We start from the raw sequence: 20,633 nt of genomic DNA on the forward strand, positions 1-20,633 counted from the left end.
CGGGACCAATCGCGTCCTGCCGGATTGCCAAGGGAGCCTATCGGCATGAACCTCATCAATACCTTCTTCAATGTTCCCGTCTTTCTCAACAGCCTGCCGCAATTGCTTTGGGGCCTGATGGTCACGCTTCAAATCGGCATCACCAGCATCATTTGCGGTCTGGTCGGTGGTCTGTTTCTGGCGGTGGCACGTCTATATGCGCCTGCATTCTTCAAACTGCTGATCCGCGGCTATATCGACATTTTCCGGTCGATCCCGCTGCTCGTGCTGTTGATCGTCGTCTACTACGCGCTGCCCTTCGTCGGCATCCGGCTGTCGCCATTTCTGTCTGCCGTCACCGCCCTGTCGCTGGTCTCTGCCGCCTATACCGCTGAAATCTTTCGTGCAGGCATCGAAGCTGTTCCGCATGGTCAGTTCGAGGCTTCCGCAGCTCTTGGCCTCTCCAACCGCAACACGATGGTCGATATCATTCTGCCGCAGGCGGTGCGCATCGTCATTCCGCCGCTGACCAACAATTGCGTCAACGTCATGAAGGACACGGCTCTCGCCTCTGTGGTCGCCATGCCGGACCTGTTGAAACAGGCAACGCAAACGCAGGCGTTGAACGCAAACCCAACGCCGCTGATCGGCGCCGCACTCATCTATATTGCGTTGCTCTGGCCGATGGTCGCCATCGTGGCACGTCTTGAAAAACACTTTAGCCGGGGTAAACGGTAATGGAAAAGACGGCCGCTCCTCTCATTTCCATCCGTGGGCTGACCAAAGCCTATGGCACCTTTACCGTTTTGCACGGCATCGATCTCGATGTGGCCGAAGGCGAAGTTGTGTGCGTCATAGGCCCTTCCGGGTCCGGCAAATCGACGCTCATTCGCTGCATCAACCACTTGGAAGCCTTTTCCGCTGACAGTACCATCACCGTGGATGGCATTCGCGTTGCGCCCGGTCCGGCGCTTGCGAAGGTGCGTGCCGAAGTCGGCATGGTGTTCCAGTCCTTCAATCTGTTTCCGCATATGACGGTTTTGAAAAACGTCATGATAGCGCCCATGCGGGTGCGAAAAACGCCCGAAGCTGAGGCGCAACGGAAAGCCCGCGAGCTTCTGGCCCGCGTCGGCATTTCGGAGCAGGCAGAGAAATTCCCCGGCCATCTCTCAGGTGGCCAGCAGCAGCGCGTGGCCATTGCCCGCGCGCTGGCGATGGAGCCGCGCGTTCTGCTGTTCGATGAACCGACATCCGCGCTTGATCCCGAAATGGTCGGCGAGGTGCTGGATGTCATGCGAAAGCTGGCTGGCACCGGCGTGACCATGGTGATCGTGACACACGAGATGGGTTTCGCCCGACAGGTCGCAGACCGCGTCATCTTCATGGATGGCGGCAAGCTGGTGGAGTCAGGCACGCCGACAGAGATTTTCGATAATCCACAAGAGGCCAGAACGCGCGGTTTCCTCCGCGCCGTCCTCAATCATTGAATAAAAGACCATTCGGGAGACACCAGGGATGACCACCACTTCACCGCTTAACCTCGACTATGTGCGCAGCCAGTTTCCGGGCCTGTCACGCGGCTGGACCTATTTCGACAATGCCGGTGGATCGCAAATCCTCAAGGGCGCGCTGGAGCGCATCAATACCTTTCTGATCGAGAAAAACGTGCAGATCGGCGGTTCTTACGAGGTGTCGCAAAGTGCAGCTAGCGCGCTTTATGAAGCGCGGACCGCCGCCATGCATCTGGTCAATGCGTCGCGCCCTGAAGAAATCGTCTTCGGCAGCTCCACCACGGCATTGCTGCAAAACCTTGCCCGCGCCATGCAGAGCCAACTGTCTACAGGTGATGAAATCATCGTCACTGTCAGCGACCACGAATCCAACATCGGTCCTTGGGATCGGTTGCAGGATGCGGGCATCACGCTCAAATTCTGGCCGCTCAACAAGGAAACACTGACGCTCGATCTGGCCGACCTCGAACCGCTGATGAGCGAGCGCACCAAGATGGTCTGCGTCACCCATGTCTCCAATATTCTCGGCTCGATCAACCCTGTCCGCGAGATCGCCGATTTCGTGCATGCGCGTGGCGCAAAGATTTGCGTCGATGCCGTTGCCTACGCCCCACACCGCGCCGTCGATGTGCAGGCGTTCGACGTCGATTATTACGTCTTCAGTCTCTACAAGACCTATGGTCCGCATTATGCGCTGATGTATGGCAAGTACGACCTGCTGCTAGAACTCGATACGCTTTACCATTATTTCTACGGCAAGGACAAAGTGCCGGGCAAGCTGGAACCGGGCAACCCCAACTACGAGCTGGCCTATTCCACCTGCGGCATCGTCGATTACCTGACCACACTCGGTGAGCAGGCTGGCGAGACTGGCACGGTGCGCCAGAAAATCGAGGCCGCCTTTTCAGCCATCACAGCGCAGGAAAACCTTTTGACCGAACGGCTGCTGAGCTACCTGCGGTCGCGCAACGATTGCTGGATCATCGGGCAGGTTTCCAACCATGATGAAACCCGCGTGCCCACGATTGCCTTCCGCTTCGATGGCCGCGAGGCAGGAGAGCTTTGCAAGGCAATGGATGGCGAAAAGATTGCCATGCGGTTTGGTGATTTCCACTCCCGTCGCCTTGCCGAATATCTCGAACTGACCGACCATGGCGGCATGCTGCGGGTTTCCATGGTGCATTACAACACGCTGGAAGAGGTTGATCGCTTCACCGCAGCGCTCGATCGGATTCTATCTGGCGATGCGGGATTTGCGAAAGCAAGCTGAGCTGTGAACGATAAGAAGGACATGGAATGATGCGTTTCGATACGGTGATCAGGCACGGAACCGTGGTGACGGCAAGCGACACTTTCGTCAGTGATGTCGGCATCAAGGATGGTCGTATCGTAGCGCTTGCCGCTGAACTGACCGATGCCGAGGAGGTGATCGATGCAACCGGCCTCTTCGTCCTGCCAGGCGGTATCGACAGCCATGTCCATCTCGACCAACCTTCTGGCGATGGCATTGTCATGGCGGATGATTTCGACAGCGGCACCCGCTCTGCGGCCATCGGCGGCAACAGCACCGTTCTGGCCTTCTGCATGCAGGAAAAAGGGCAGTCCCTGCGCGAGGCGTTGAAGGTCTATCACGCAAAGGCCGAAGGCAAATGCCACGTGGACGTCTCCTTCCACCTCGTCATCACGGACCCGACTGCCGATGTGCTGGGGCAGGAACTGCCTGCGCTGGTCGAGGATGGCTACACCTCTCTGAAGGTCTTCATGACCTATGAAGGCCTGCGTCTGCGCGACGACGAAATCCTAGCCACGCTCGACACGGCACGCCTCACCGGCGCGCTCGTCATGGTCCATTGCGAGAATGAAGACGCCATTCGCTATCTCATCGGTCGCCACGAGGAAGACGGTAAATTCGAGCCTAGATACCACGCTACGACCCGACCAATTGCTGCCGAGCGCGAGGCAACGCACCGGGCGCTATCTCTGGCCGAAATCGTGGATGTCCCCATTGTTATCGTTCATGTGTCCAACCGCGAGGCTATGGAGGAGATCCGTCGTGCCCGCCAGCGTGGCCAGAAGATTGCCGGTGAAACCTGCCCGCAATATCTGATGCTGACCGCGGATGATCTTGATCAAAGTGAAATGGAAGGCGCCAAATACGTCTGCTCACCGCCACCGCGTGACAAGGCAAGCCAGGATGCCTGCTGGGAAGGTCTGGAACAGGGCGTGTTCGATCTGTTTTCCTCCGATCACTGCCCGTTCCGTTTCGATGATGCAGAGGGAAAACTGAACGAGAAGGGCAAGCGCCATTTTCGCTGGATTCCGAACGGTATTCCCGGTGTTGCCACACGTCTGCCGATCCTGTTTTCAGAAGGCGTGATGAAGGGCCGGATCGACATCAACCAGTTCGTGGCGCTTACATCCACCAACCACGCCAAGTTATACGGCCTCTACCCGCGCAAGGGCACGATCTCTGTCGGCGCTGATGCCGATATAGCCCTGTGGGACCCGAACAAAAACGTCACCCTCAGCAATGACATGCTGCATCACGGCGCAGACTATACGCCCTATGAAGGGCTCGATGTACGCGGATGGCCGGTGCGATTGCTCTTGCGCGGCAAGACCGTTGTGAACGACGGGCAGTTCAATCAGACCTTTCCGCAGGGAGGCTATTTGCCGCGTGAACGCTCCTGTCTAACCCGTCAGCGACAGTAGAGCCGTGAGCGCCCTCCCTTCCCCGCTACAAGGAGAAGAGAGGGACGGAAACCTCTTATTCCGCTGCGATTGACAGGCGGGCGTCGTTCAGCGCGATCAGGTTTTTGGCACGGATCAGACTGGCCGGTTGTTCAGCATGGTAACGACGACCGATTTCCATCATCATCACTGTTTCCGGCAGGAAGGTGAGTTCCGAGAAAATATCCTCCCAGTCGATGTCACCCCAGCCGAGCGGCATGTGCAGATCACCGATTCCAAGAGCGGTATTTTCCTGAATGTGGTACGGCTTGTAAAAGGCCTGCGGGCGACCAAAGCTGTCGTGGACATGCAGGTGACCGGCAACCGGCGCCATTGCTCTTAGCTCTTCACGGAAATTCAGGCCGCGATAGGTCGATTCAATATAGGCATGGCTGAAATCGATCAGCGCCACGAGGTTAGGGTGACCGACAGCTTTCACCGTCTCGGCAATTTGGGTCGGCGTCTGGCGATACTGACCCAGTTCTGTGGTGAAAATGTTTTCAAACGCGATACGCACACCATAAGGTTTGCAGAACTCCGCCAGTTCATGAAGAGCCTCCCGCTCGCGGCTGTCGGCTTCGCCGCGCTCCACCAACTGCTCGGCGCGCAGGCAGCCGCCATGCTGAACGAGGATGCGAGCACCAATGCGGTCACAAACAACAGCCAGTGCCTTTGCCGCATCCAACTGGTAACGGCAGGTGTCCGGGTCCATGAAGTTGGACGAGACGAGGCCGTGGACCGTGTATCGAAAACCGAACTGTTTCGTCAGAGCAACCAGCCTATTGGCACGCTCCTCGATGATACGCCCGCCGGCGATGAGGTCGAGGCTGGTCAGACCCAGTTCGACGGTATCGACACCGATATCGGCGAGGACGCGCAGTTCGTGTTCAAGGCTTGCCAGTTCTCCGTCTGTGGAGCCTGCATTAAAGCCGGTACCGATGATGTTACCCATATTCATATTCCTCTTCAGGCCGGTTGCGTTTGGGATTGGATTTCACGAGACAGCCGGAGAGCGAGGTCTGGCCTGTCGGATGTCAGAAAACCTATTTTGCGCTCCAGCCATGGCCGTATCAGCGCTTCGTCGTTAAGCGTCCACACGCCGAGCCGATCGAGCGGCAACATTTGTGTGATGTGCTCCCATTCGGCTGACATCAGTTCGTGCTCGATGGCAACGATATCGACGAGGCTCTCCACATTTTCTAGGAAAGCCTGCAGGCCACCTTGCTTTGCCGCCCATTCGGCATTCACCGAGACCAAGCGTGCAATATGCGGCGCAACACGACGGCATTCTTCCAGCACCGAAACATCGAAAGACGTCAGGTGACAGCGTTCGGCAAGTCCGAAGCGTTCGATTTCTGCGACGACCTTTTTTGTGATGCCGGGATAAGGCTGCTTCGCCTCATCAGATTTGATCTCGACATGAAGCTGTTTGCTGTCGTTCTTCGCCAACACGGACAAAACCTCTGCAAGCGTCGGCACGGTATCGCTTGAGCCTTCCAGGCGCGTCGCAATCCGGGCGTCCGGTGTCAGGCTCCTCACCAGACCGGTTTTCTCGGTTGTGCGATCAAGCGTGGCATCATGGATGACCACCAGCTCGCCAGCATGTGTCAGGTGCACGTCGAATTCGACCGCATCGACATCGAGAGCCAGCACGTTGCGAAAACCGGTCAGTGAATTTTCAGGCCAGATATTTCTGGCACCACGGTGGCCAACGATTTTTGTCATGGGACTTTCCTCAAGTTAGCGAAGGGTCGGGTCTAGCTTGTCGCGCAGCCAGTCTCCGACCAGCGATATGGACAGCGTCGTCATCATGATGACGAAGGCGGGAGCGAGCATGATCCAGGGTGCACGGGTCAGGTATTCGCGGCCGAAACCGACCATATTGCCAAGGCTGGATTCTGGTGGCTGCACTCCGAGACCAAGGAAGGAAAGCCCGCTTTCCATCAGGATGATTTCCGGAAAGGTGAGGGTCATGGAGACGATCAGCGTCGAGGCGACGTTTGGTAGGATGTGGCGCATGTAGACGCGCGCGGGCGTCGCCCCCAATTGCACTACGGCAGAAGCATAACCTTGAGCACTGGCGGAGATTGCCAAACCGCGGGCGATACGGGCATAGCGCTCCCACCCGTAAAAGCCCATCAGACCGATAAGAAGCGGCATAGACGAACCGAAGAAGGCAAGCACCGCCAACGCCATCACGAGGAACGGCAGCGCCGCCTGGAAATCAGCAAGCATAAGAACAAACTGCTCGATCACCCCACGGAATTTGGCAGCAGCAAAGCCGAGTGCGGTTCCAAAAACGGCTGAAATGATCGTCGCTCCGAAGGCGATGGTAAAGGATACCCGAATGGATTGGACAAGACGCGACAGCACATCACGCCCTAGTTCGTCCGTCCCCAGAAAATGCGCTGGGTTGCCCGGCAGCGACAGTCGAGCACGCAAATCCATGGCGGTGATGCCGTATGGCCGAAGCATATCCGCAAAGAAGGCGATGAAAATCATGGCCGCAAGCCAGACGATGCCGAAGGCAACGGAGAACGGCACCTTGCGCACTTGCCTGATAAGGCGAACGAAGACGGAGCTGTCAGATACATGGGGGCGGGGGGCGTCTGCGATAGTCATCACTCAAATCCTCAATGGGCGCTCTGGCTGCGCAATCGCGGGTCCAGCCATCCGTAGAGCAGGTCTACGATCAGGTTCGAGACGACCATGGTGGCGGCGATCATCAGCAGAATGCATTGCACGACGGCGAGATCGCGGTTGGTGACGGAGACGACCAGCAGACGACCTATGCCCGGCCAGGAGAAGATCGATTCCACCACGACGGCACCAGCAATCAGCGTACCGACCATGAAACCGACAATGGTAACGATGGGAACCGCAGCATTTGGCAGAGCATGCCGCCAGACGACATCCTGCCATTTCATACCCTTGGCGGAAGCGGCCCGAATGTAGGGCTGGCCCATCACCTCGATCATGGCGCTGCGCGAAAAGCGCGCCAGAATGCCGATGCCGCCAATGCTCATTGTCAATGTGGGAAGAATGCCGTGCTGCCATGTGTCGTAGCCGCCAGAGGGCAGAAGGCCAAGCATGATTGAGAAGATCAGCACCAAGAGCAGCCCCATGACGAAGGACGGGATGGTAAAGCCAAAGATCGCCGCAAGAATGACGCCGCGATCAACAGCGCTCTGGCGATGAAGAGCGGCATAGACGCCTGCGGGAATGCCAATCACGACCTTGAGGAAAAGCGCAGGGATGGTCAGTTGCAGGGTGGCTGGAATACGTTCGATGACAAGCTGCATGGCGGAGGCTTTGTCGCGCATGGAGACGCCAAAATCACCGGTCAAGATCGACTTGAGATAAGCGAGATATTGTATCCACAACGGTTGATCGAGACCCCAGGCCTTGCGAAAGGCATCAACCGCATCCTGCGGGACGTCTGGACCCAGCATGATCTGAGCTGGATCTCCCGACATACGCAGAACAACGAAGGCGAAGGTCATCACGGCAAGGATGGTGACGAGCGCGCGTAGAAAACGGATGGAAACGTAACGCAGCATCTTCTTTTCCTTATGCCACGACCGGCTGATCGGCGCCGGTTACCAAATGGCAAGCGGCAGTACGACCTTGGGCAACGTGCCGAAGTTGCGGTACGCCGGTGCGGCACAGATCGATGGCAACAGGACAACGGGGATGGAAAGCGCAGCCGGATGGACGATCGGCCGGGTTGGGTGGCTCTCCCTGCAAAATCGTACGGCTCTTGAGCATCGTGCCCGGCACCGGGACGCTGGACACCAGCGCCTTCGTGTAAGGATGGAGCGGCTTCGCGAAGATGACATCGGATGACGCCTCCTCCACGATGCGGCCCAGATACATGACGGCCACACGGTCTGCGATGTGGCGCACCACTTTGAGATCATGGCTGATGAAAACCATGGCAATGCCGTTCTTTTCCTGAAGGTCACGCAGCATGTTCACGACCTGCGCCTGAATCGACACATCAAGAGCGGAGACGGGCTCGTCACAGACAAGCAGCTTGGGATGCGAAGCGAGTGCACGGGCGATCACGACACGCTGGCGCTGGCCACCGGACAGTTCATGCGGATAGCGGTCAGCCTGATCCGGCCTTAGACCCACCGCAGACATCAACTCGGCCACGCGGGTTGCCCGATGCTCTTTGGGAACGAGATTATGGATGGCCAACGGTTCGCCGATCTGTTCGGCAATCGTCAGCCGCCGGTCCAGAGCAGCCAGAGGGTCCTGATAGACGAGCTGCATCTTTGCCCGAAGGGCGCGCCATTGCGGTGTGCCGAGTTTCGGCATCGGCTGACCCTCGAAGACGGTCTTGCCCGACTGCGGCGGATCAATACCGAGAAGCATTCGGCCAAGCGTGGATTTTCCGGAGCCGGATTCTCCGACGATGCCCAGCGTTTCACCCGGCATCACCGTGAGGTCTATGCCGTCCACCGCGCGTATTGACGTCGCTTTGCCGAACATTCCCTGACGGGCTTCATAAATTTTAACGAGGTCTTTTGCTTCGAGAAGAGGGGTCGTCACGAGATGGCCTCCAGAACGCGAGTTTCTGCAGGTGCCTTCCGGCCAACGGGGTGATGACAGGAGAGAAGGCGACCATCCGCCATGGCATGGAGCTCTGGCTGGCGGGTCCGACAGTCCAGTGCGACGTGAGAACAGCGCGGCGAAAAGGCACAACCATGTGGCAGGTCGCGTGGGTGCGGAACCGTGCCGGGAATAGGGATCAATCGCTCGCGAGGACCATCCAATCGCGGAATGGCGTCGAAGAGCCCACGGGTATAAGGATGCCGCGGATTATCGAACAGAGACGCAATCGTTCCCTGTTCCACGATGCGACCGGCATACATGACACAGGCGCGCTCGCAGACCTGGCTAACGGCCCCCAGATCATGGCTGATGAAGATGGTCGCCATGCCGGTTTCAGCCCGAAGCGCGATCAGGAGATCGAGGATTTGCGCTTGGATGGTGGCGTCGAGCGCAGTCGTCGGTTCGTCAGCCACAAGAAGGTCCGGCTCACCTGCGAGAGCCATGGCAATCATCAGGCGCTGACACTGGCCGCCGGAAAATTCGTGAGGGAAGAGATCGAACCGGCCACGTGCATCGGGAATACCGACCATATCGAGCAGGCGTAGCGCCTCGGTTTTGGCCACTTGCCCCATCATCCCGCGATGGATGGCAAGCGCCTCCGTGATCTGTCGACCCACCCGCAAAACGGGGTTCAATGAGCTGGAGGGGTCCTGAAAGATCATGGCGATACGTTTGCCGCGCACGCTCTCTAAAACAGAACGCGGCGCGCCGAGGATTTCCCTGCCGTCGATTTTCACCGACCCGGTGACTGTTGCCTTGCCCGGTAGAAGACCCAGGGCTGCCAGCCATGTAACCGACTTACCGCAACCGGATTCACCCACGAGGCCGATTGCCTCACCACGGGCGACATCGAGATCGATACCGTGCAGGACCTGGACGCCGTCAAAAGCGACCGTCAAGCCGCGCAGTTCCACGAGATTGGAAGCCATCGGAGCTCATCTCCTTTTCTCAGATAAAAGACGCCGGCCGCACGAAGACGGCCGGCGCAAAAGGTCAGGAATTCCAGTTGGCGGTGGTGAAATCCATCGCAAAGGCTGGAGCGGCCTTCCACTTCAACGACGACTTCATGCCGGTGAAGACAGCGTTCTGGTGCAGGACCTGATAGGCAGGGTCTTCGCGCTCGCAAATTTCCAGCATACGGGTGACGGCCTTCTTGCGCAGGGCGCGGTCCGTGGAGGTTTCCATGACGACTGAGAGCGTGTTCATCTCCTCGTTGGTCCAGTCCTTTTTCTGCTGGGCTTCGCCATTCGGGCCGAACTGCGCCACCAGAGGAGTGATCGGATCGTTGATCGTGTTACCGGCCGACCAGTCGCGAACGCCCTTGACGCCTTCAGGATCATGGATCTGGGCCCAATTTTCCTTCATCTGTATCTCAACGTTTAGGCCGACCTGCTTCCACATCTCCACCATGATCTGCGCCGTGGCAGTCTGGTTGGTGTAGTAGTTGTTGAGCAGGCGATAAGGGATCGGATCACCCTTGTAACCGGCGTCTTTGAGAAGTTTCTGGGCAAGCTCGGGGTTGTACTCTGGTAATGTCCAGCCATCCACGAACATGTTCGTGGCCTTGAAGGACTCGAACTGCAGTCCAGCCGGGACCACAGTCTGACCAGCCCACAACGCGTCCACGATAGCCTGACGATCAATGGAGTGCGTCATGGCGCGGCGCACCAGCGGGCTCTTGAGGATTGGGTTTTGAGTGTTGAAGGTGGAAACACGATGGTTCCAGATAGTCGAATTCTGGACTTCGAGGCCCGGTGCCGACCGCACTGCGGAAATCTGATCCGGCGGCAGGTCACAGGCAAAGTCGTACTGCCCTGAGAGCAAGCCGTTCACGCGTGAAGCGACTTCCGGGACTTCAACGAAGCGGATTTGCTGAAGCGGCGGGCGTCCACCCCAATATTCGTCAAAAGCAACAAGCGTCAGCGAAACGTCCGGCTTGTATTCGCCGACCATGTAAGGACCGGTCGTGATTGGTTTGCGAGCCCAGTCGATGTAGGTCTTTGCCTCATCCCAGGAACGGCGGCTGGTGATCTGGCTACCGAAGGAATAGAGGCGACCCTCAAGCGTGACATCCGGCGTCGCGTTATGGAAACGAACGGTATATTTATCGACGACTTCAACGCCGGCAAGTGCGGGCCAGAGACGACGTCCGACACCAGGAACGATGGCTGGCAATTCCTTGGCGGTCACCGGCTTGTTGTCTGCCTCGAAAACTGTCTTGCCGCCCTTCGGCTCCGTATTGCCGAAGACACGTTCTTTGGAGAAAGAGAACGCCACGTCTTCCGCAGTCAGTTCGTCGCCATTGTGGAACTTCACACCCTGACGCAGTTTCAGCTCAAGGGTCTTTTCATCAACGCGCCTCCATTCAGTGGCCAGCCCGGGCACCGGTCCCTGATCGCCCATCCAGTTCCGGTTGATCAAGCCCTCCCATAGGTTGGGGAAGAACACGCGCTCGCCGACGTTAGACTGCTCATTCCAGATATCGAGCGTGTTGTTATTGGTAATCTTCTGAACAGCTATCGTAACAGACGGGCGAGCGGCCTGACTGAACGAGATGCGCGGCAAGATGATGCTGCCCGCTGCGGCAGACATTAGACCCAACGCATGGCGACGGTTGATAGAAAGCATGGATTTCTCCTGTAGAACCAAAGGACGATACGGACGCGCGAACGAATGCGGAGCGCCGCAGGGCGCCACGTCGGGTTCCGTTAAATTTGACAGTCGATCTTTCCGTAGAGCGGCGGTTTTCGGTGTCTTTACCGGCCCCTCAACTTCGATTACCTCTAGGTTACAAATGTTACGCTGTTGTGACATTTGAGAGGGGGAGCATATGCCTTATCAACAGAGCATGGTGCGGGCGTCTTGGCTCTACCACGTGGAAGGACTGACACAGGCCCAGATCGCGGAGCGCATGTTGTTAACCCGGCGTAAGGTCAACGAACTGCTGGCAGCGGCTCTTGATCAGGGAATCGTCAGTATCAGCTTCAATTCTCCGCTGACGGAAAATATTGAGCTAGAGGCGCAGCTGCGAAAACGCTTCAGCTTGACGGATGTGGTCATCGTCCCGACGCCTGCGGACAAAAGCCAGATGGCGACGGTAATCGGCCGCGCTACAGCCATGTTTATGGAGCGATTGATCCAGGCGAGTGAGCCAGCATCATTGGGCGTGGGCTGGGGTGCAACGCTGCGGGAAACCGTGCACCATATGGCACCTGCAAATGCACCGGATATCAAGGTTCGGTCGATGATGGGCGGGCTTACTCGTGGGTCCGAGATCAATACATTTGAAATCGTTCAACGCTTTGCCAAGGCACTGAATGCCGAATGTCATTATCTGGCTGCCCCAATCTACGCAGATAGTCCAGCATCTCGCGATACGATTGTCACTCAGCCGGTTTTTGCAAGCCTGCTTGCAGAGGCAACCGCCGTCGACGTCTCGATCCTCAGCATTGGCGATGTATCCTCGCAATCACTTCAAGTTCGATATGGCCTGCCCACCGGCACCGATGTCACGGAACTGACCGCAGCTGGCGCGGTCGGTGATCTGCTGGGTCGTTACCTGGACATAAAGGGCGAGGAAATCGATCATCCGTTGAACAGGCAGGTTATCTCTCCCTCCATGGCCGAATACCGTAAAATTCCAACGCGCATCATCGCGTCGGGAGGTGAGCAGAAACGAGGGATTCTAGAGGCCTGTATCTCTGCCAATCTTGCAACAAGCCTGATAACCGACGCCGACAGCGCACTTCACCTCCTGAAGCCAACGTCCAATATCGCATGATCAGGGAACAGAGTCCGGCGCAATCGGTTATCTCTGATGAGCCAAGGGTCTGAAAACGACTATTCTTTGATTAAAATATTGGGAGAAGATTATGGATATTCCACAGAACACCGTTATCGCTGTAGCTGATGGCGAAAAGCTGAGCCTTTTCAAGAATGAAGGCGATGCGCAGAACGTGAAGCTGAAGCCGCTTCCAGAGGCGGGTGTGGATAGTTCAAAAATCCCGTCCGGTGCCCGCCATTCCAGCAGCTCCGCAAACCCTGATGACAGCCAGCAGGATGAAGATGGCTTTAGCGCGGGTATCGCCGACATGCTCAACAAGAAAGTTCTCGGCGGCAATATCAAAGGTCTGATCGTTGTCGCTGCTCCCCGCACGCTGGGTGAGATGCGCAAGGGTTACCACAAGTCCCTGTCTGACGTCCTGTTGGGCGAACTCGACAAGGATTTAACCGGCCACTCGATTCAAGAGATCGAAAAAGCACTCGCTGCCGCATAAACAGATTACGTCGAAATGGAGCGGTTCTGACCGCTCCATTTTTGGTTTCCAATTTCAGAATATTTTCGTATTTTTTTAAAGTGCTAGCCCGGACGCCCGATCAAACACATGCACACGTTCATGGCTGATGTTTGCAGCGAACGGCGTGTTTGTACGAACCAACCGTTCGCCATCCACCACTGCCGTAACGTGATGCCCGGCTAGATCAAAGATGACATGCGTCTGTGCACCCGTCGGCTCCACCAACAGCGTCTGCCCGGACACCGCCACATCACCACCACCACCCATGGCGAAATGTTCGGGGCGTAGACCGATTGTTACGGATTGACCGAGCTTGACCTTGCGGTCCGGCGAAATGCGGATTGCGGTGCCATCATCGAGACGCGCCGCCGGAGCACCCTCCTCACCATCCACAATACATTCGATGAGGTTCATGGCGGGTGAGCCGATGAAGGCCGCAACGAACAAATTAGCCGGTGTTTTGTAGAGTTCCAACGGCGTTCCCTGCTGCTCGATGCGGCCCTGATTGAGGACGACCACGCGGTCGGCCAGCGTCATGGCCTCGATCTGGTCATGGGTCACGTAGATCGATGTGGTGCCGACCTTCTGATGCAAAGTTTTGATTTCGCTGCGCATCTGCACACGCAGCTTGGCGTCCAGATTGGATAATGGCTCATCGAACAGGAACACGGCCGGATTGCGCACTACTGCACGCCCCATGGCCACGCGCTGACGCTGGCCGCCGGAGAGCTGCGAGGGTTTGCGCTCCAGAAGACTGGCGAGATCCAGCATGCGCGCGGCTTCGGCCACACGCTCCTCGATCACGGCTTTCGGCTGGCCAGCGATCTTGAGGTTGAAGCCCATGTTTTCGGCCACCGTCATATGCGGATAGAGCGCGTAGGACTGGAACACCATGGCGATGTTGCGTTCTCGCGGCGTCATCTCGTTGACGACATTGCCGCCAATCATGATGTCGCCATCGGTGATTTCTTCCAGCCCTGCAATCATGCGCAGCAGCGTGGACTTGCCGCAGCCGGAGGGGCCGACGAGCGCGATGAATTCGCCATCGGCAATATCCAGCGAAATGCCGTGAATGACACCAAGCGAGCCATAGGACTTGCGGATATCTTTGAGTTCGACGGATGCCATGTTCTGCTCCTGATCAGGACTTGACGGCGCCAGCCGTCAGACCCGCAATGATGTGTTTCTGTGCAAGGAAAAAGACGATAATGGTGGGCAGGATCGTCATGGTGATGAAGGCCAGAACCAACTGCCATTCCGTGCCGAATTCACCGCGATAGACCATGATGCCGAGCGGCCATGGGTACTTCGATTCCGAATTGAGCATGATGAGCGGCAGGATATAGCTGTTCCAGCTCCCCACGAAAGAAACGATGCCCACCGTTGCGATGATGGGGCGCGAGAGCGGCATGGAAATGTACCAGAAGAATTTCAGGTATCCGCAGCCATCCACAAAGGCAGCCTGAAACAGCTCATCCGGCAGGTTTCTGAAATAGTTGCGAAACAGCAGGATGCTCATGCCCAGACCAAAGGCCACCTGCGGCAGCACCACGCCCCAATAGGTATCGAGAAGCCCAAGATCGCGGATGCGGATGAAGAGCGGCAGGATGGCGGTGGCTGCCGGAAACATCAGCCCTAGCAGAAAGTAATTCAGCAGGAAGTTGGAGCCGAAGAATTTCACATGCGCGAAGGTGAAGGCCGCCATGGCCGACACGACAAGTGTGAGAAACACGGTGAGAACGGCAATGACCAGCGAATTGAAGATTTGCAGCCAGTAGCGTTTGCCGAAAAGAATATCGCCGTAGTTCGACCATTGCCATTCGGCGGGCAGGCCGAAGGGGTTCACGCGCAGATCCCCCAGCGTCTTGAAGCCGCCCAGCGCCGTCGTCAAAAGCGGCACCAGAACGATGGCCGCGATAAGGCCGAGCGATACATAAAGATAGAGCTTCGTCTGCGTGCTCACGCGGATGGATGTGGATGTATCAGTCATGGCGCATGAAAATCCTTTTGTAACCAAAGGCGAGCGTGACGCAGATGACGAAGAGCACCACGCCGACCGCACTGCCAAGACCGACCTGCATGCGCATGACGCCGTATGTATAGAGGAAGGTCACCATGGTCTGTGTGGAATTGGACGGACCACCGCCGGTCAGCGGCATGATCATGTCGAAGAGCTGGAGCGACCCGATCACCGCAAAGAAGATGGACAGGCGCACAGTGGAGCCCAGCATGGGCAACGTCACATAGCGGAACTTCTGCCAGCCGGTCGCACCATCGATTTCCGCCGCTTCCAGCACGTTCTTGTCGACCGATTGCAGGCCTGCGATGAACAGCATCATGTGGAAACCGAAATATTTCCAGACGATGACAGCCAGCACCGCATAGATCGCAACATCCCTGTCGGCCAAAACGTAGGGATTGGCGAAGCCGAAGAAGTTTGAGATTGCGGCGAACAGACCGTAGTCACCGTCATAGACGAAGCGCCAGATCAGGCCCGCCGCCACATCTGCCAGAACGTAGGGCAGGAAGAAGACGAGGCGGAAGGCGACGACACCGGGAATTTTGTGGGCCAGCATCGTTGCCAGCCAGATGGCAAGCGGAATCTGGATGCAGATCGAAATTACGATGATCAGGGCATTGTTGATCAGCGCCTGCGAGAATGCAGCATTGCCGAACAGCACCTGAAAGTTCTTCAGACCGATGAAATCGGTGGGCGTGCCATAACCGTTCCAGCGATAGAGACTATACCATGCCGCTTCGCCCATCGGCAGAATGACGAAGAGGGTGAAGAGAAGAAGTGCAGGTGGCAGGAAGATCAGCAGCGTCAAGGCGCGGTCATGGGCGACCGAGCTTTGTTTACGCTTCACCTTCGTCAGTGGTTTGGCCAATGCAGGTTGTGCATCGATGGAGATATTCGTCATCTTGTCCGCTTTCGTTTTCACGCGGGGCGCGAAGGGGCGCCGCATCTGAGCGCGGCGCCCTCACGTTCATGCGGGATCAGCGAAGCTCGAAGGCATCCTGAATCTGCTGCGCGCCTTCTTCCGATGTCATCTGGCCAGAGACGATTTCGACGGAGACATCATTCACGACGCGGCCAACGGCAGCGCCCAGTGTCTGATCGAAGAAGTTCTGATGCCAGGTGGACTCGGAAAGCTGCTTGGCGGAACCGGCCATCAACGGGTTGGTTACAGCCTCGCTGGCGCCAACGGCGACCGGCAGGATCATGCCAGCCTTGGCCATTTTCTTTTCATTTTCGGCATTGGTCAGGAAGGTCGCGAACTCGATGGCTTCCTTAGACGCATTCTTAGTGACGGCCCAGCCGTTCAACCCGCCCAGCGTATCGGTTGCCTTGCCCGCGCCGCCTTCGACGGCTGGAAACGCGAAGCGACCGAGATTTTCTGGCGCAAGACCCTTGCCGTCACCGGCATTCTTGCGCTGGTTGGCTTCGGTATTATCGAAACCGAGGATCATCGCGGCCTTGCCATCACCGAAAACGCCAAGCGCTTGCGGCCAGGTGGAGCCGAGATAGCCGGGCTGGAAGGGTTCGAGCTTGCCGAATTCCGCCAGTTGTTCGCCAGCTTTGATCATCGCCGGAGCCATGAAGCCTTCGCCCTCACCCTTGCGGGCGGCATCGAACACGGCCTGTCCGCCATTGCGCATGACGAGGTAACTCCAGTAAAAATGGATCGGCCATTTTTCACCGCCACCACCGGCAATCGGCACGATGCCCGCAGCCTTGATGGTTTTGACCGCAGTACCCAGATCATCCCAAGTCTTAATGTCTTCTGCTTTCACGCCTGCCTTGGCGAAAAGCTCTTTGTTGTAGAAAAAGCTGACGAGGCTGACGCGGTACGGCACGGCCCAGACTTTGCCATCGAAGGACAGACCTTCAATGGATGCCGGGTTATAGGCGTTGCGAATTTTGCCGCCATCGGCATCGAACAGTTCAGTCAGGTCTTTCAGAGCGCCGGTTTTGGACTGCTCCTCCAGAACGCCACCGCCCCAGCTGTAAAAGAAGTCCGGTACGTCATTGGATTGCAGCAGCGTCGGTAGCTTTGCCTTGAAGGCTTCATTCTCCAGGAATTGCAATTGCACATCAACATCCGGATGTTTCGCTTCGAAATCCTTGGCAATCTCCTCCCAGACGGCCACGGCTTTCGGATCGAGCTCCACATGCATCCATTTGACGACCGTTGCGGCAGATGCAGCGGCTGTGCCTAACATGAATGTGATGGCTGTGGTCGCGGCAAACGACATCCATTTGCCGCTCAGGCTTGCGCCTGCGTGCTTATGCGTCATGATGATTTCCTCCCGGGGACGTTCCTCACCAATTATTCCCCAATGCGGATTAATTCATATAAGGACACGCTCAATGTCAAGGCATTTTGCTGATATTTTCAGCTTTACGCTTGACATACCCCTGCCCTGCCCGGTTATTTAATCCGCAACCCGATGTAAATACCACGTTGGAATATGGCCTGATCGCGACTGGAAATCATGAAGACCGCAGACCCGGAATTAATGCGTGCGATCAATCGCTTGAACGTCCTCGACACCGTCCGTCGTCACGGGCCGATTTCACGCGTGGAGATCAGCGGGAGAACCCAGCTTTCCACGACGACGGTATCTGCAATCACGGCATCACTTCTGGATGATGGCCTTATTTTGTCTCGGCATCTCGGTGATATCAGAACCGAAGGCGCGCGCGGACGCCCCCGTGTGATGCTGGAGCTTAACCCGGACGCAGCGCGTGTCGTAGGCGCCAAAATTGCGGCAAGCCGAATGGTGTTCGTGGTTACGGACTTCTGCGGCAATGTGCTGTCTACGCTCGCACTGCCGATCCGTATCGACCGCCAGCCTATCGGCGTCATTGCCGATTTGATTGAGGACGGCGTGCGCCGCTGCGTGGTGGATGCCGGGCTGTCACTTGAAGATGTCGATATGGTCTGCCTCGGTCTCCCGGGGGTTATCGAACATCGCACGGGCAGGATCCGTTCCAGCCCCGTATTGCGGGAAGTGAATATCGACTTTGCCGATGAGATGACGGCGCGTTTCGGCACGCCGACGATTATCGAAAGCGATGCCCATGCCGTGACGCTCGGCCACCACTGGTTCGGCAAGGCACGCGATCTGGAAGACATGGTGCTGATCTCGCTGGAGCAGACCTTGGGGCTGGGCGTGCTGCACCGGAACGATCTGTTTCGCGGTGCCGGTGGTCTCAGCCACAATCTCGGGGATCTCGTGCTGGTCGCAAGCCCGGAAGGCACCGTGCGGCTTGCCAGCCAGGCGGGCGAAAATGCCATTTTAGGATCGCGGCCTGCGGATGGGCGCTTTGCGGAGGCCATTCGCCTTGGACGAGGCATGCAGCATGCGCAGACTCTGGTGCTGGCGCAGGACAACGACCTCATCGCTGCTGCAGAGCGCGCGGGTGCGGCCATCGGGCTGACACTGGCCAATATCGTCACGCTGTTTGCGCCGCCACGGGTTATCATCGTCGGGTCGAGCCTCGAGCTTGGCGCGCCGTTCATCGACAGCATCCGCGATGCCTATGAGGCCTCCGTGCCGCCTTCCCTGCAAGGCGTGGCGGAACTGGTTTTCGACAAATCGAGCGACGAGCTGTGGGCGCAGGGTGCGGCCGCCGTTGCGCTCTACGAGCTTTACGAATCGCCGTGGAACACCACGGGTCCGGCTCTCTGAGGAGGGAGCGGGTTCACATCATGATGGGAGAGAGAACATGAAGAAAGTCGGCGTTGGCATCATCGGATGCGGCAATATTTCCGGCGCCTATCTGAAGGCGATGGCATCGTTTCCCATTCTCGACATTCGCGGCGTAGCCGACATGAATGCGGATATGGCCAAGGCGAAGGCCGAGGAATTCAACCTGACGGCGCGAACGGTGGATGAGCTGTTTTCCGACCCGGACATCGAAATCATCGTCAATCTGACAATCCCCAAGGCACATGTCGAGGTGGCGTTGCGGGCGCTGGATGCGGGCAAGCACACCTATTCCGAAAAGCCGCTCGGCATCAATTTCGCGGAGGGCAAAAAGCTGGCGGAAGCCGCGAAGGCCAGAAACCTGCGCATCGGCGCGGCACCTGACACGTTTCTGGGCGGCGGCCACCAGACGGCGCGCACGCTGATCGACCAAGGCGTTCTCGGCACACCCGTGGGCGGGACGGCAACTTTCATGTGCCCGGGCCACGAGCGCTGGCACCCCAACCCCGCCTTCTATTATGAAGTCGGCGGCGGGCCGATGCTGGACATGGGGCCATATTACATCACCGATCTCGTCAATCTGTTTGGCCCTGTGGCCAAGGTCGCGGGCTTTACCTTTTCTCCACGGACGGAGCGTTTGATTACCAGTGAACCCCGCAATGGCGAAAAGATACCGGTGCAGATTGCCACTCACGTTGCTGGCGCATTGGCGTTCAAAAATGGCGCTGTCGTTCAGGTCGGCATGAGCTTCGATGTGGCCGGACACAAGCATGTGCCGCTGGAACTCTATGGCACCGAAGGCACGCTTATCGTGCCGGACCCCAATCATTTCGGCGGCGAAGTGCAGTTGCTGAAGAAGGGAGGCCAGTTCGAAAATCAGGACCTGTCGTCGCCCTATGCAGATGGCAATTACCGCTCCATCGGCGTGGCGGATATGGCGCATGCCATCCGCTCCAACCGGCAACACCGCGCAAATGGCGATCTCGCCTTGCATGTGCTGGAGGTGATGGAAGCGTTCCAGACCGCATCCGACACCGGCACGACCATTTCCATAACCACCGCAGTCGATCGTCCAGCACCGCTGGCGGAATCGTTGATTGACGGCCAGATCGGCAAATAATCCTTGAGGAGGAAGACTATGCGTGAAGCACTGATAGTATGGGGCGGATGGAGCGGTCACGAGCCGCAGGAATGCTCTGTGATCATCAAGGATTTGCTCGAGGAAGAAGGGTTCAAGGTCTATGTCGAGCACAGCACGGAGGCCTTTGCCGACCCATCCGTGCATGATCTGAGCCTTGTGGTGCCGATCATCACCATGTCCAAGATCGAGAAGGAAGAGATCAAGAACCTCGCCGCTGCCGTTGAAAACGGCGTCGGCATTGCTGGCTATCACGGCGGCGCTGGCGACAGTTTCCGCGAATGCGTGGAATACCAATTCATGATCGGTGGCCAATGGGTGGCTCACCCCGGCAATATTATCGATTATGACGTGAACATCACCAAGCCGGATGATCCGATCATGCAGGGTATCACCGACTTTCCCTACACATCCGAACAGTATTATATGCACACCGATCCATCCAACGAAGTGCTGGCAACAACCACCTTTACTGGCGATCACGCTTGGTGGATCGATGGCGTTGTGATGCCGGTGGCGTGGAAACGGAACTACGGCAAAGGCCGGGTGTTCTTCTCGGCGCTCGGTCACGTCGCGAAAGAGTTCGAGGTGCCGCAAATGCGGGAAATCTTCCGCCGTGGCGCGAACTGGGCTGCGCGGTAA

General features: G+C 57.5%; 20 protein-coding genes. 9 read left to right on the forward strand and 11 right to left on the reverse strand.

Features of this window, described 5'->3' with window-relative positions; genetic code table 11:
- Positions 1-45: 45 nt before the first annotated feature.
- The 4 genes from ATO67_RS07970 to hydA are packed head-to-tail and all read left to right on the forward strand — an operon-like array spanning position 46 to position 4,202.
- The gene (locus ATO67_RS07970; RefSeq protein ID WP_067646569.1) at positions 46-717 is read left to right on the forward strand and encodes an amino acid ABC transporter permease; all 672 of its coding nucleotides are present in this window, start codon (positions 46-48) and stop codon (positions 715-717) included.
- A complete protein-coding gene (locus ATO67_RS07975; protein WP_067646572.1) occupies positions 717-1,466 on the forward strand; it encodes an amino acid ABC transporter ATP-binding protein in 750 nt (249 codons plus the stop codon). The genes ATO67_RS07970 and ATO67_RS07975 overlap by 1 nt, the downstream gene beginning before the upstream one ends.
- A gap of 28 nt (positions 1,467-1,494) precedes the next feature.
- Positions 1,495-2,760, forward strand: a complete 1,266-nt coding sequence (locus ATO67_RS07980) for a cysteine desulfurase-like protein (RefSeq protein WP_067646577.1) — start codon at positions 1,495-1,497, stop codon at positions 2,758-2,760.
- A 29-nt stretch (positions 2,761-2,789) separates the two neighbouring features.
- The gene (gene hydA, locus ATO67_RS07985) at positions 2,790-4,202 is read left to right on the forward strand and encodes a dihydropyrimidinase (RefSeq protein ID WP_067647281.1); all 1,413 of its coding nucleotides are present in this window, start codon (positions 2,790-2,792) and stop codon (positions 4,200-4,202) included.
- A 55-nt stretch (positions 4,203-4,257) separates the two neighbouring features.
- On the opposite strand, the gene ATO67_RS07990 is transcribed toward hydA, so the two are convergent.
- From ATO67_RS07990 to ATO67_RS08020, 7 genes are all read right to left on the reverse strand, one after another.
- On the reverse strand, positions 4,258-5,172 hold the full coding sequence (locus ATO67_RS07990; protein ID WP_067647284.1) for a TIM barrel protein: 915 nt from the start codon (positions 5,170-5,172) through the stop codon (positions 4,258-4,260).
- Between the two features lie 14 nt (positions 5,173-5,186).
- A complete protein-coding gene (locus ATO67_RS07995) occupies positions 5,187-5,945 on the reverse strand; it encodes a glycerophosphodiester phosphodiesterase family protein (RefSeq protein ID WP_067646579.1) in 759 nt (252 codons plus the stop codon).
- Positions 5,946-5,960: 15 nt separating this feature from the next.
- The gene (locus ATO67_RS08000; protein WP_082760199.1) at positions 5,961-6,842 is read right to left on the reverse strand and encodes an ABC transporter permease; all 882 of its coding nucleotides are present in this window, start codon (positions 6,840-6,842) and stop codon (positions 5,961-5,963) included.
- An 11-nt stretch (positions 6,843-6,853) separates the two neighbouring features.
- A complete protein-coding gene (locus ATO67_RS08005) occupies positions 6,854-7,780 on the reverse strand; it encodes an ABC transporter permease (protein ID WP_067646581.1) in 927 nt (308 codons plus the stop codon).
- 10 nt (positions 7,781-7,790) lie between these two features.
- Entirely contained in the window at positions 7,791-8,717 is a 927-nt protein-coding gene (locus ATO67_RS08010; protein WP_067647290.1) for an ABC transporter ATP-binding protein, read from the reverse strand.
- A gap of 56 nt (positions 8,718-8,773) precedes the next feature.
- Positions 8,774-9,769 (reverse strand): ABC transporter ATP-binding protein, encoded by a 996-nt coding sequence (locus tag ATO67_RS08015; RefSeq protein WP_067646583.1) that lies wholly within the window; start codon positions 9,767-9,769, stop codon positions 8,774-8,776.
- Positions 9,770-9,833: 64 nt separating this feature from the next.
- Positions 9,834-11,468: an ABC transporter substrate-binding protein gene (locus tag ATO67_RS08020; protein WP_067646585.1), complete on the reverse strand. Its 1,635-nt coding sequence runs from the start codon at positions 11,466-11,468 to the stop codon at positions 9,834-9,836.
- Between the two features lie 202 nt (positions 11,469-11,670).
- Between ATO67_RS08020 and ATO67_RS08025 the strand changes: the two genes are divergently transcribed.
- Together ATO67_RS08025 and ATO67_RS08030 are read left to right on the forward strand one after the other, a co-directional pair.
- Positions 11,671-12,621: a sugar-binding transcriptional regulator gene (locus tag ATO67_RS08025; protein WP_067646588.1), complete on the forward strand. Its 951-nt coding sequence runs from the start codon at positions 11,671-11,673 to the stop codon at positions 12,619-12,621.
- A 91-nt stretch (positions 12,622-12,712) separates the two neighbouring features.
- Positions 12,713-13,117, forward strand: coding sequence for a host attachment family protein (locus ATO67_RS08030; protein ID WP_067646591.1), 405 nt, complete (start codon positions 12,713-12,715; stop codon positions 13,115-13,117).
- Between the two features lie 75 nt (positions 13,118-13,192).
- On the opposite strand, the gene ATO67_RS08035 is transcribed toward ATO67_RS08030, so the two are convergent.
- The 4 genes from ATO67_RS08035 to ATO67_RS08050 all read right to left on the reverse strand — a co-directional run bounded on the left by ATO67_RS08035 (position 13,193) and on the right by ATO67_RS08050 (position 17,395).
- On the reverse strand, positions 13,193-14,266 hold the full coding sequence (locus ATO67_RS08035) for an ABC transporter ATP-binding protein (RefSeq protein ID WP_067646594.1): 1,074 nt from the start codon (positions 14,264-14,266) through the stop codon (positions 13,193-13,195).
- 13 nt (positions 14,267-14,279) lie between these two features.
- Entirely contained in the window at positions 14,280-15,128 is an 849-nt protein-coding gene (locus tag ATO67_RS08040) for a carbohydrate ABC transporter permease (protein ID WP_062451129.1), read from the reverse strand.
- Positions 15,121-16,059 carry a carbohydrate ABC transporter permease gene (locus ATO67_RS08045; RefSeq protein WP_067647293.1) on the reverse strand — a complete coding sequence of 313 codons (939 nt, stop codon included), beginning with the start codon at positions 16,057-16,059 and terminating at the stop codon, positions 15,121-15,123. The genes ATO67_RS08040 and ATO67_RS08045 overlap by 8 nt, the downstream gene beginning before the upstream one ends.
- Positions 16,060-16,135: 76 nt before the next feature.
- On the reverse strand, positions 16,136-17,395 hold the full coding sequence (locus ATO67_RS08050; RefSeq protein ID WP_245303944.1) for an ABC transporter substrate-binding protein: 1,260 nt from the start codon (positions 17,393-17,395) through the stop codon (positions 16,136-16,138).
- 240 nt (positions 17,396-17,635) lie between these two features.
- On the opposite strand from ATO67_RS08050, the gene ATO67_RS08055 reads away from it, so the two are divergent.
- From ATO67_RS08055 to ATO67_RS08065, 3 genes are read left to right on the forward strand one after another with little or no spacing between them, the layout of a single operon-like run.
- Positions 17,636-18,835, forward strand: a complete 1,200-nt coding sequence (locus tag ATO67_RS08055; protein WP_067646599.1) for an ROK family transcriptional regulator — start codon at positions 17,636-17,638, stop codon at positions 18,833-18,835.
- Between the two features lie 37 nt (positions 18,836-18,872).
- Positions 18,873-19,973 carry a Gfo/Idh/MocA family protein gene (locus ATO67_RS08060; RefSeq protein WP_067646601.1) on the forward strand — a complete coding sequence of 367 codons (1,101 nt, stop codon included), beginning with the start codon at positions 18,873-18,875 and terminating at the stop codon, positions 19,971-19,973.
- 18 nt (positions 19,974-19,991) lie between these two features.
- Positions 19,992-20,633, forward strand: coding sequence for a ThuA domain-containing protein (locus tag ATO67_RS08065; RefSeq protein ID WP_067646604.1), 642 nt, complete (start codon positions 19,992-19,994; stop codon positions 20,631-20,633).

Origin of the sequence: Agrobacterium bohemicum, assembly GCF_001562555.1 — a bacterium.
Classification (GTDB): domain Bacteria; phylum Pseudomonadota; class Alphaproteobacteria; order Rhizobiales; family Rhizobiaceae; genus Agrobacterium; species Agrobacterium bohemicum.

What these genes read in the sequence shown, in the direction of transcription:
- ATO67_RS07970 (WP_067646569.1), top strand. Translation starts at nt 46, where the DNA reads ATGAACCTCATCAATACCTTCTTCAATGTTCCCGTCTTTCTCAACAGC.
- ATO67_RS07975 (WP_067646572.1), top strand. Translation starts at nt 717, where the DNA reads ATGGAAAAGACGGCCGCTCCTCTCATTTCCATCCGTGGGCTGACCAAA.
- ATO67_RS07980 (WP_067646577.1), top strand. Translation starts at nt 1,495, where the DNA reads ATGACCACCACTTCACCGCTTAACCTCGACTATGTGCGCAGCCAGTTT.
- hydA (WP_067647281.1), top strand. Translation starts at nt 2,790, where the DNA reads ATGCGTTTCGATACGGTGATCAGGCACGGAACCGTGGTGACGGCAAGC.
- ATO67_RS07990 (WP_067647284.1), bottom strand. Translation starts at nt 5,172, where the DNA reads ATGGGTAACATCATCGGTACCGGCTTTAATGCAGGCTCCACAGACGGA.
- ATO67_RS07995 (WP_067646579.1), bottom strand. Translation starts at nt 5,945, where the DNA reads ATGACAAAAATCGTTGGCCACCGTGGTGCCAGAAATATCTGGCCTGAA.
- ATO67_RS08000 (WP_082760199.1), bottom strand. Translation starts at nt 6,842, where the DNA reads ATGACTATCGCAGACGCCCCCCGCCCCCATGTATCTGACAGCTCCGTC.
- ATO67_RS08005 (WP_067646581.1), bottom strand. Translation starts at nt 7,780, where the DNA reads ATGCTGCGTTACGTTTCCATCCGTTTTCTACGCGCGCTCGTCACCATC.
- ATO67_RS08010 (WP_067647290.1), bottom strand. Translation starts at nt 8,717, where the DNA reads ATGTTCGGCAAAGCGACGTCAATACGCGCGGTGGACGGCATAGACCTC.
- ATO67_RS08015 (WP_067646583.1), bottom strand. Translation starts at nt 9,769, where the DNA reads ATGGCTTCCAATCTCGTGGAACTGCGCGGCTTGACGGTCGCTTTTGAC.
- ATO67_RS08020 (WP_067646585.1), bottom strand. Translation starts at nt 11,468, where the DNA reads ATGCTTTCTATCAACCGTCGCCATGCGTTGGGTCTAATGTCTGCCGCA.
- ATO67_RS08025 (WP_067646588.1), top strand. Translation starts at nt 11,671, where the DNA reads ATGCCTTATCAACAGAGCATGGTGCGGGCGTCTTGGCTCTACCACGTG.
- ATO67_RS08030 (WP_067646591.1), top strand. Translation starts at nt 12,713, where the DNA reads ATGGATATTCCACAGAACACCGTTATCGCTGTAGCTGATGGCGAAAAG.
- ATO67_RS08035 (WP_067646594.1), bottom strand. Translation starts at nt 14,266, where the DNA reads ATGGCATCCGTCGAACTCAAAGATATCCGCAAGTCCTATGGCTCGCTT.
- ATO67_RS08040 (WP_062451129.1), bottom strand. Translation starts at nt 15,128, where the DNA reads ATGACTGATACATCCACATCCATCCGCGTGAGCACGCAGACGAAGCTC.
- ATO67_RS08045 (WP_067647293.1), bottom strand. Translation starts at nt 16,059, where the DNA reads ATGACGAATATCTCCATCGATGCACAACCTGCATTGGCCAAACCACTG.
- ATO67_RS08050 (WP_245303944.1), bottom strand. Translation starts at nt 17,395, where the DNA reads ATGTCGTTTGCCGCGACCACAGCCATCACATTCATGTTAGGCACAGCC.
- ATO67_RS08055 (WP_067646599.1), top strand. Translation starts at nt 17,636, where the DNA reads ATGAAGACCGCAGACCCGGAATTAATGCGTGCGATCAATCGCTTGAAC.
- ATO67_RS08060 (WP_067646601.1), top strand. Translation starts at nt 18,873, where the DNA reads ATGAAGAAAGTCGGCGTTGGCATCATCGGATGCGGCAATATTTCCGGC.
- ATO67_RS08065 (WP_067646604.1), top strand. Translation starts at nt 19,992, where the DNA reads ATGCGTGAAGCACTGATAGTATGGGGCGGATGGAGCGGTCACGAGCCG.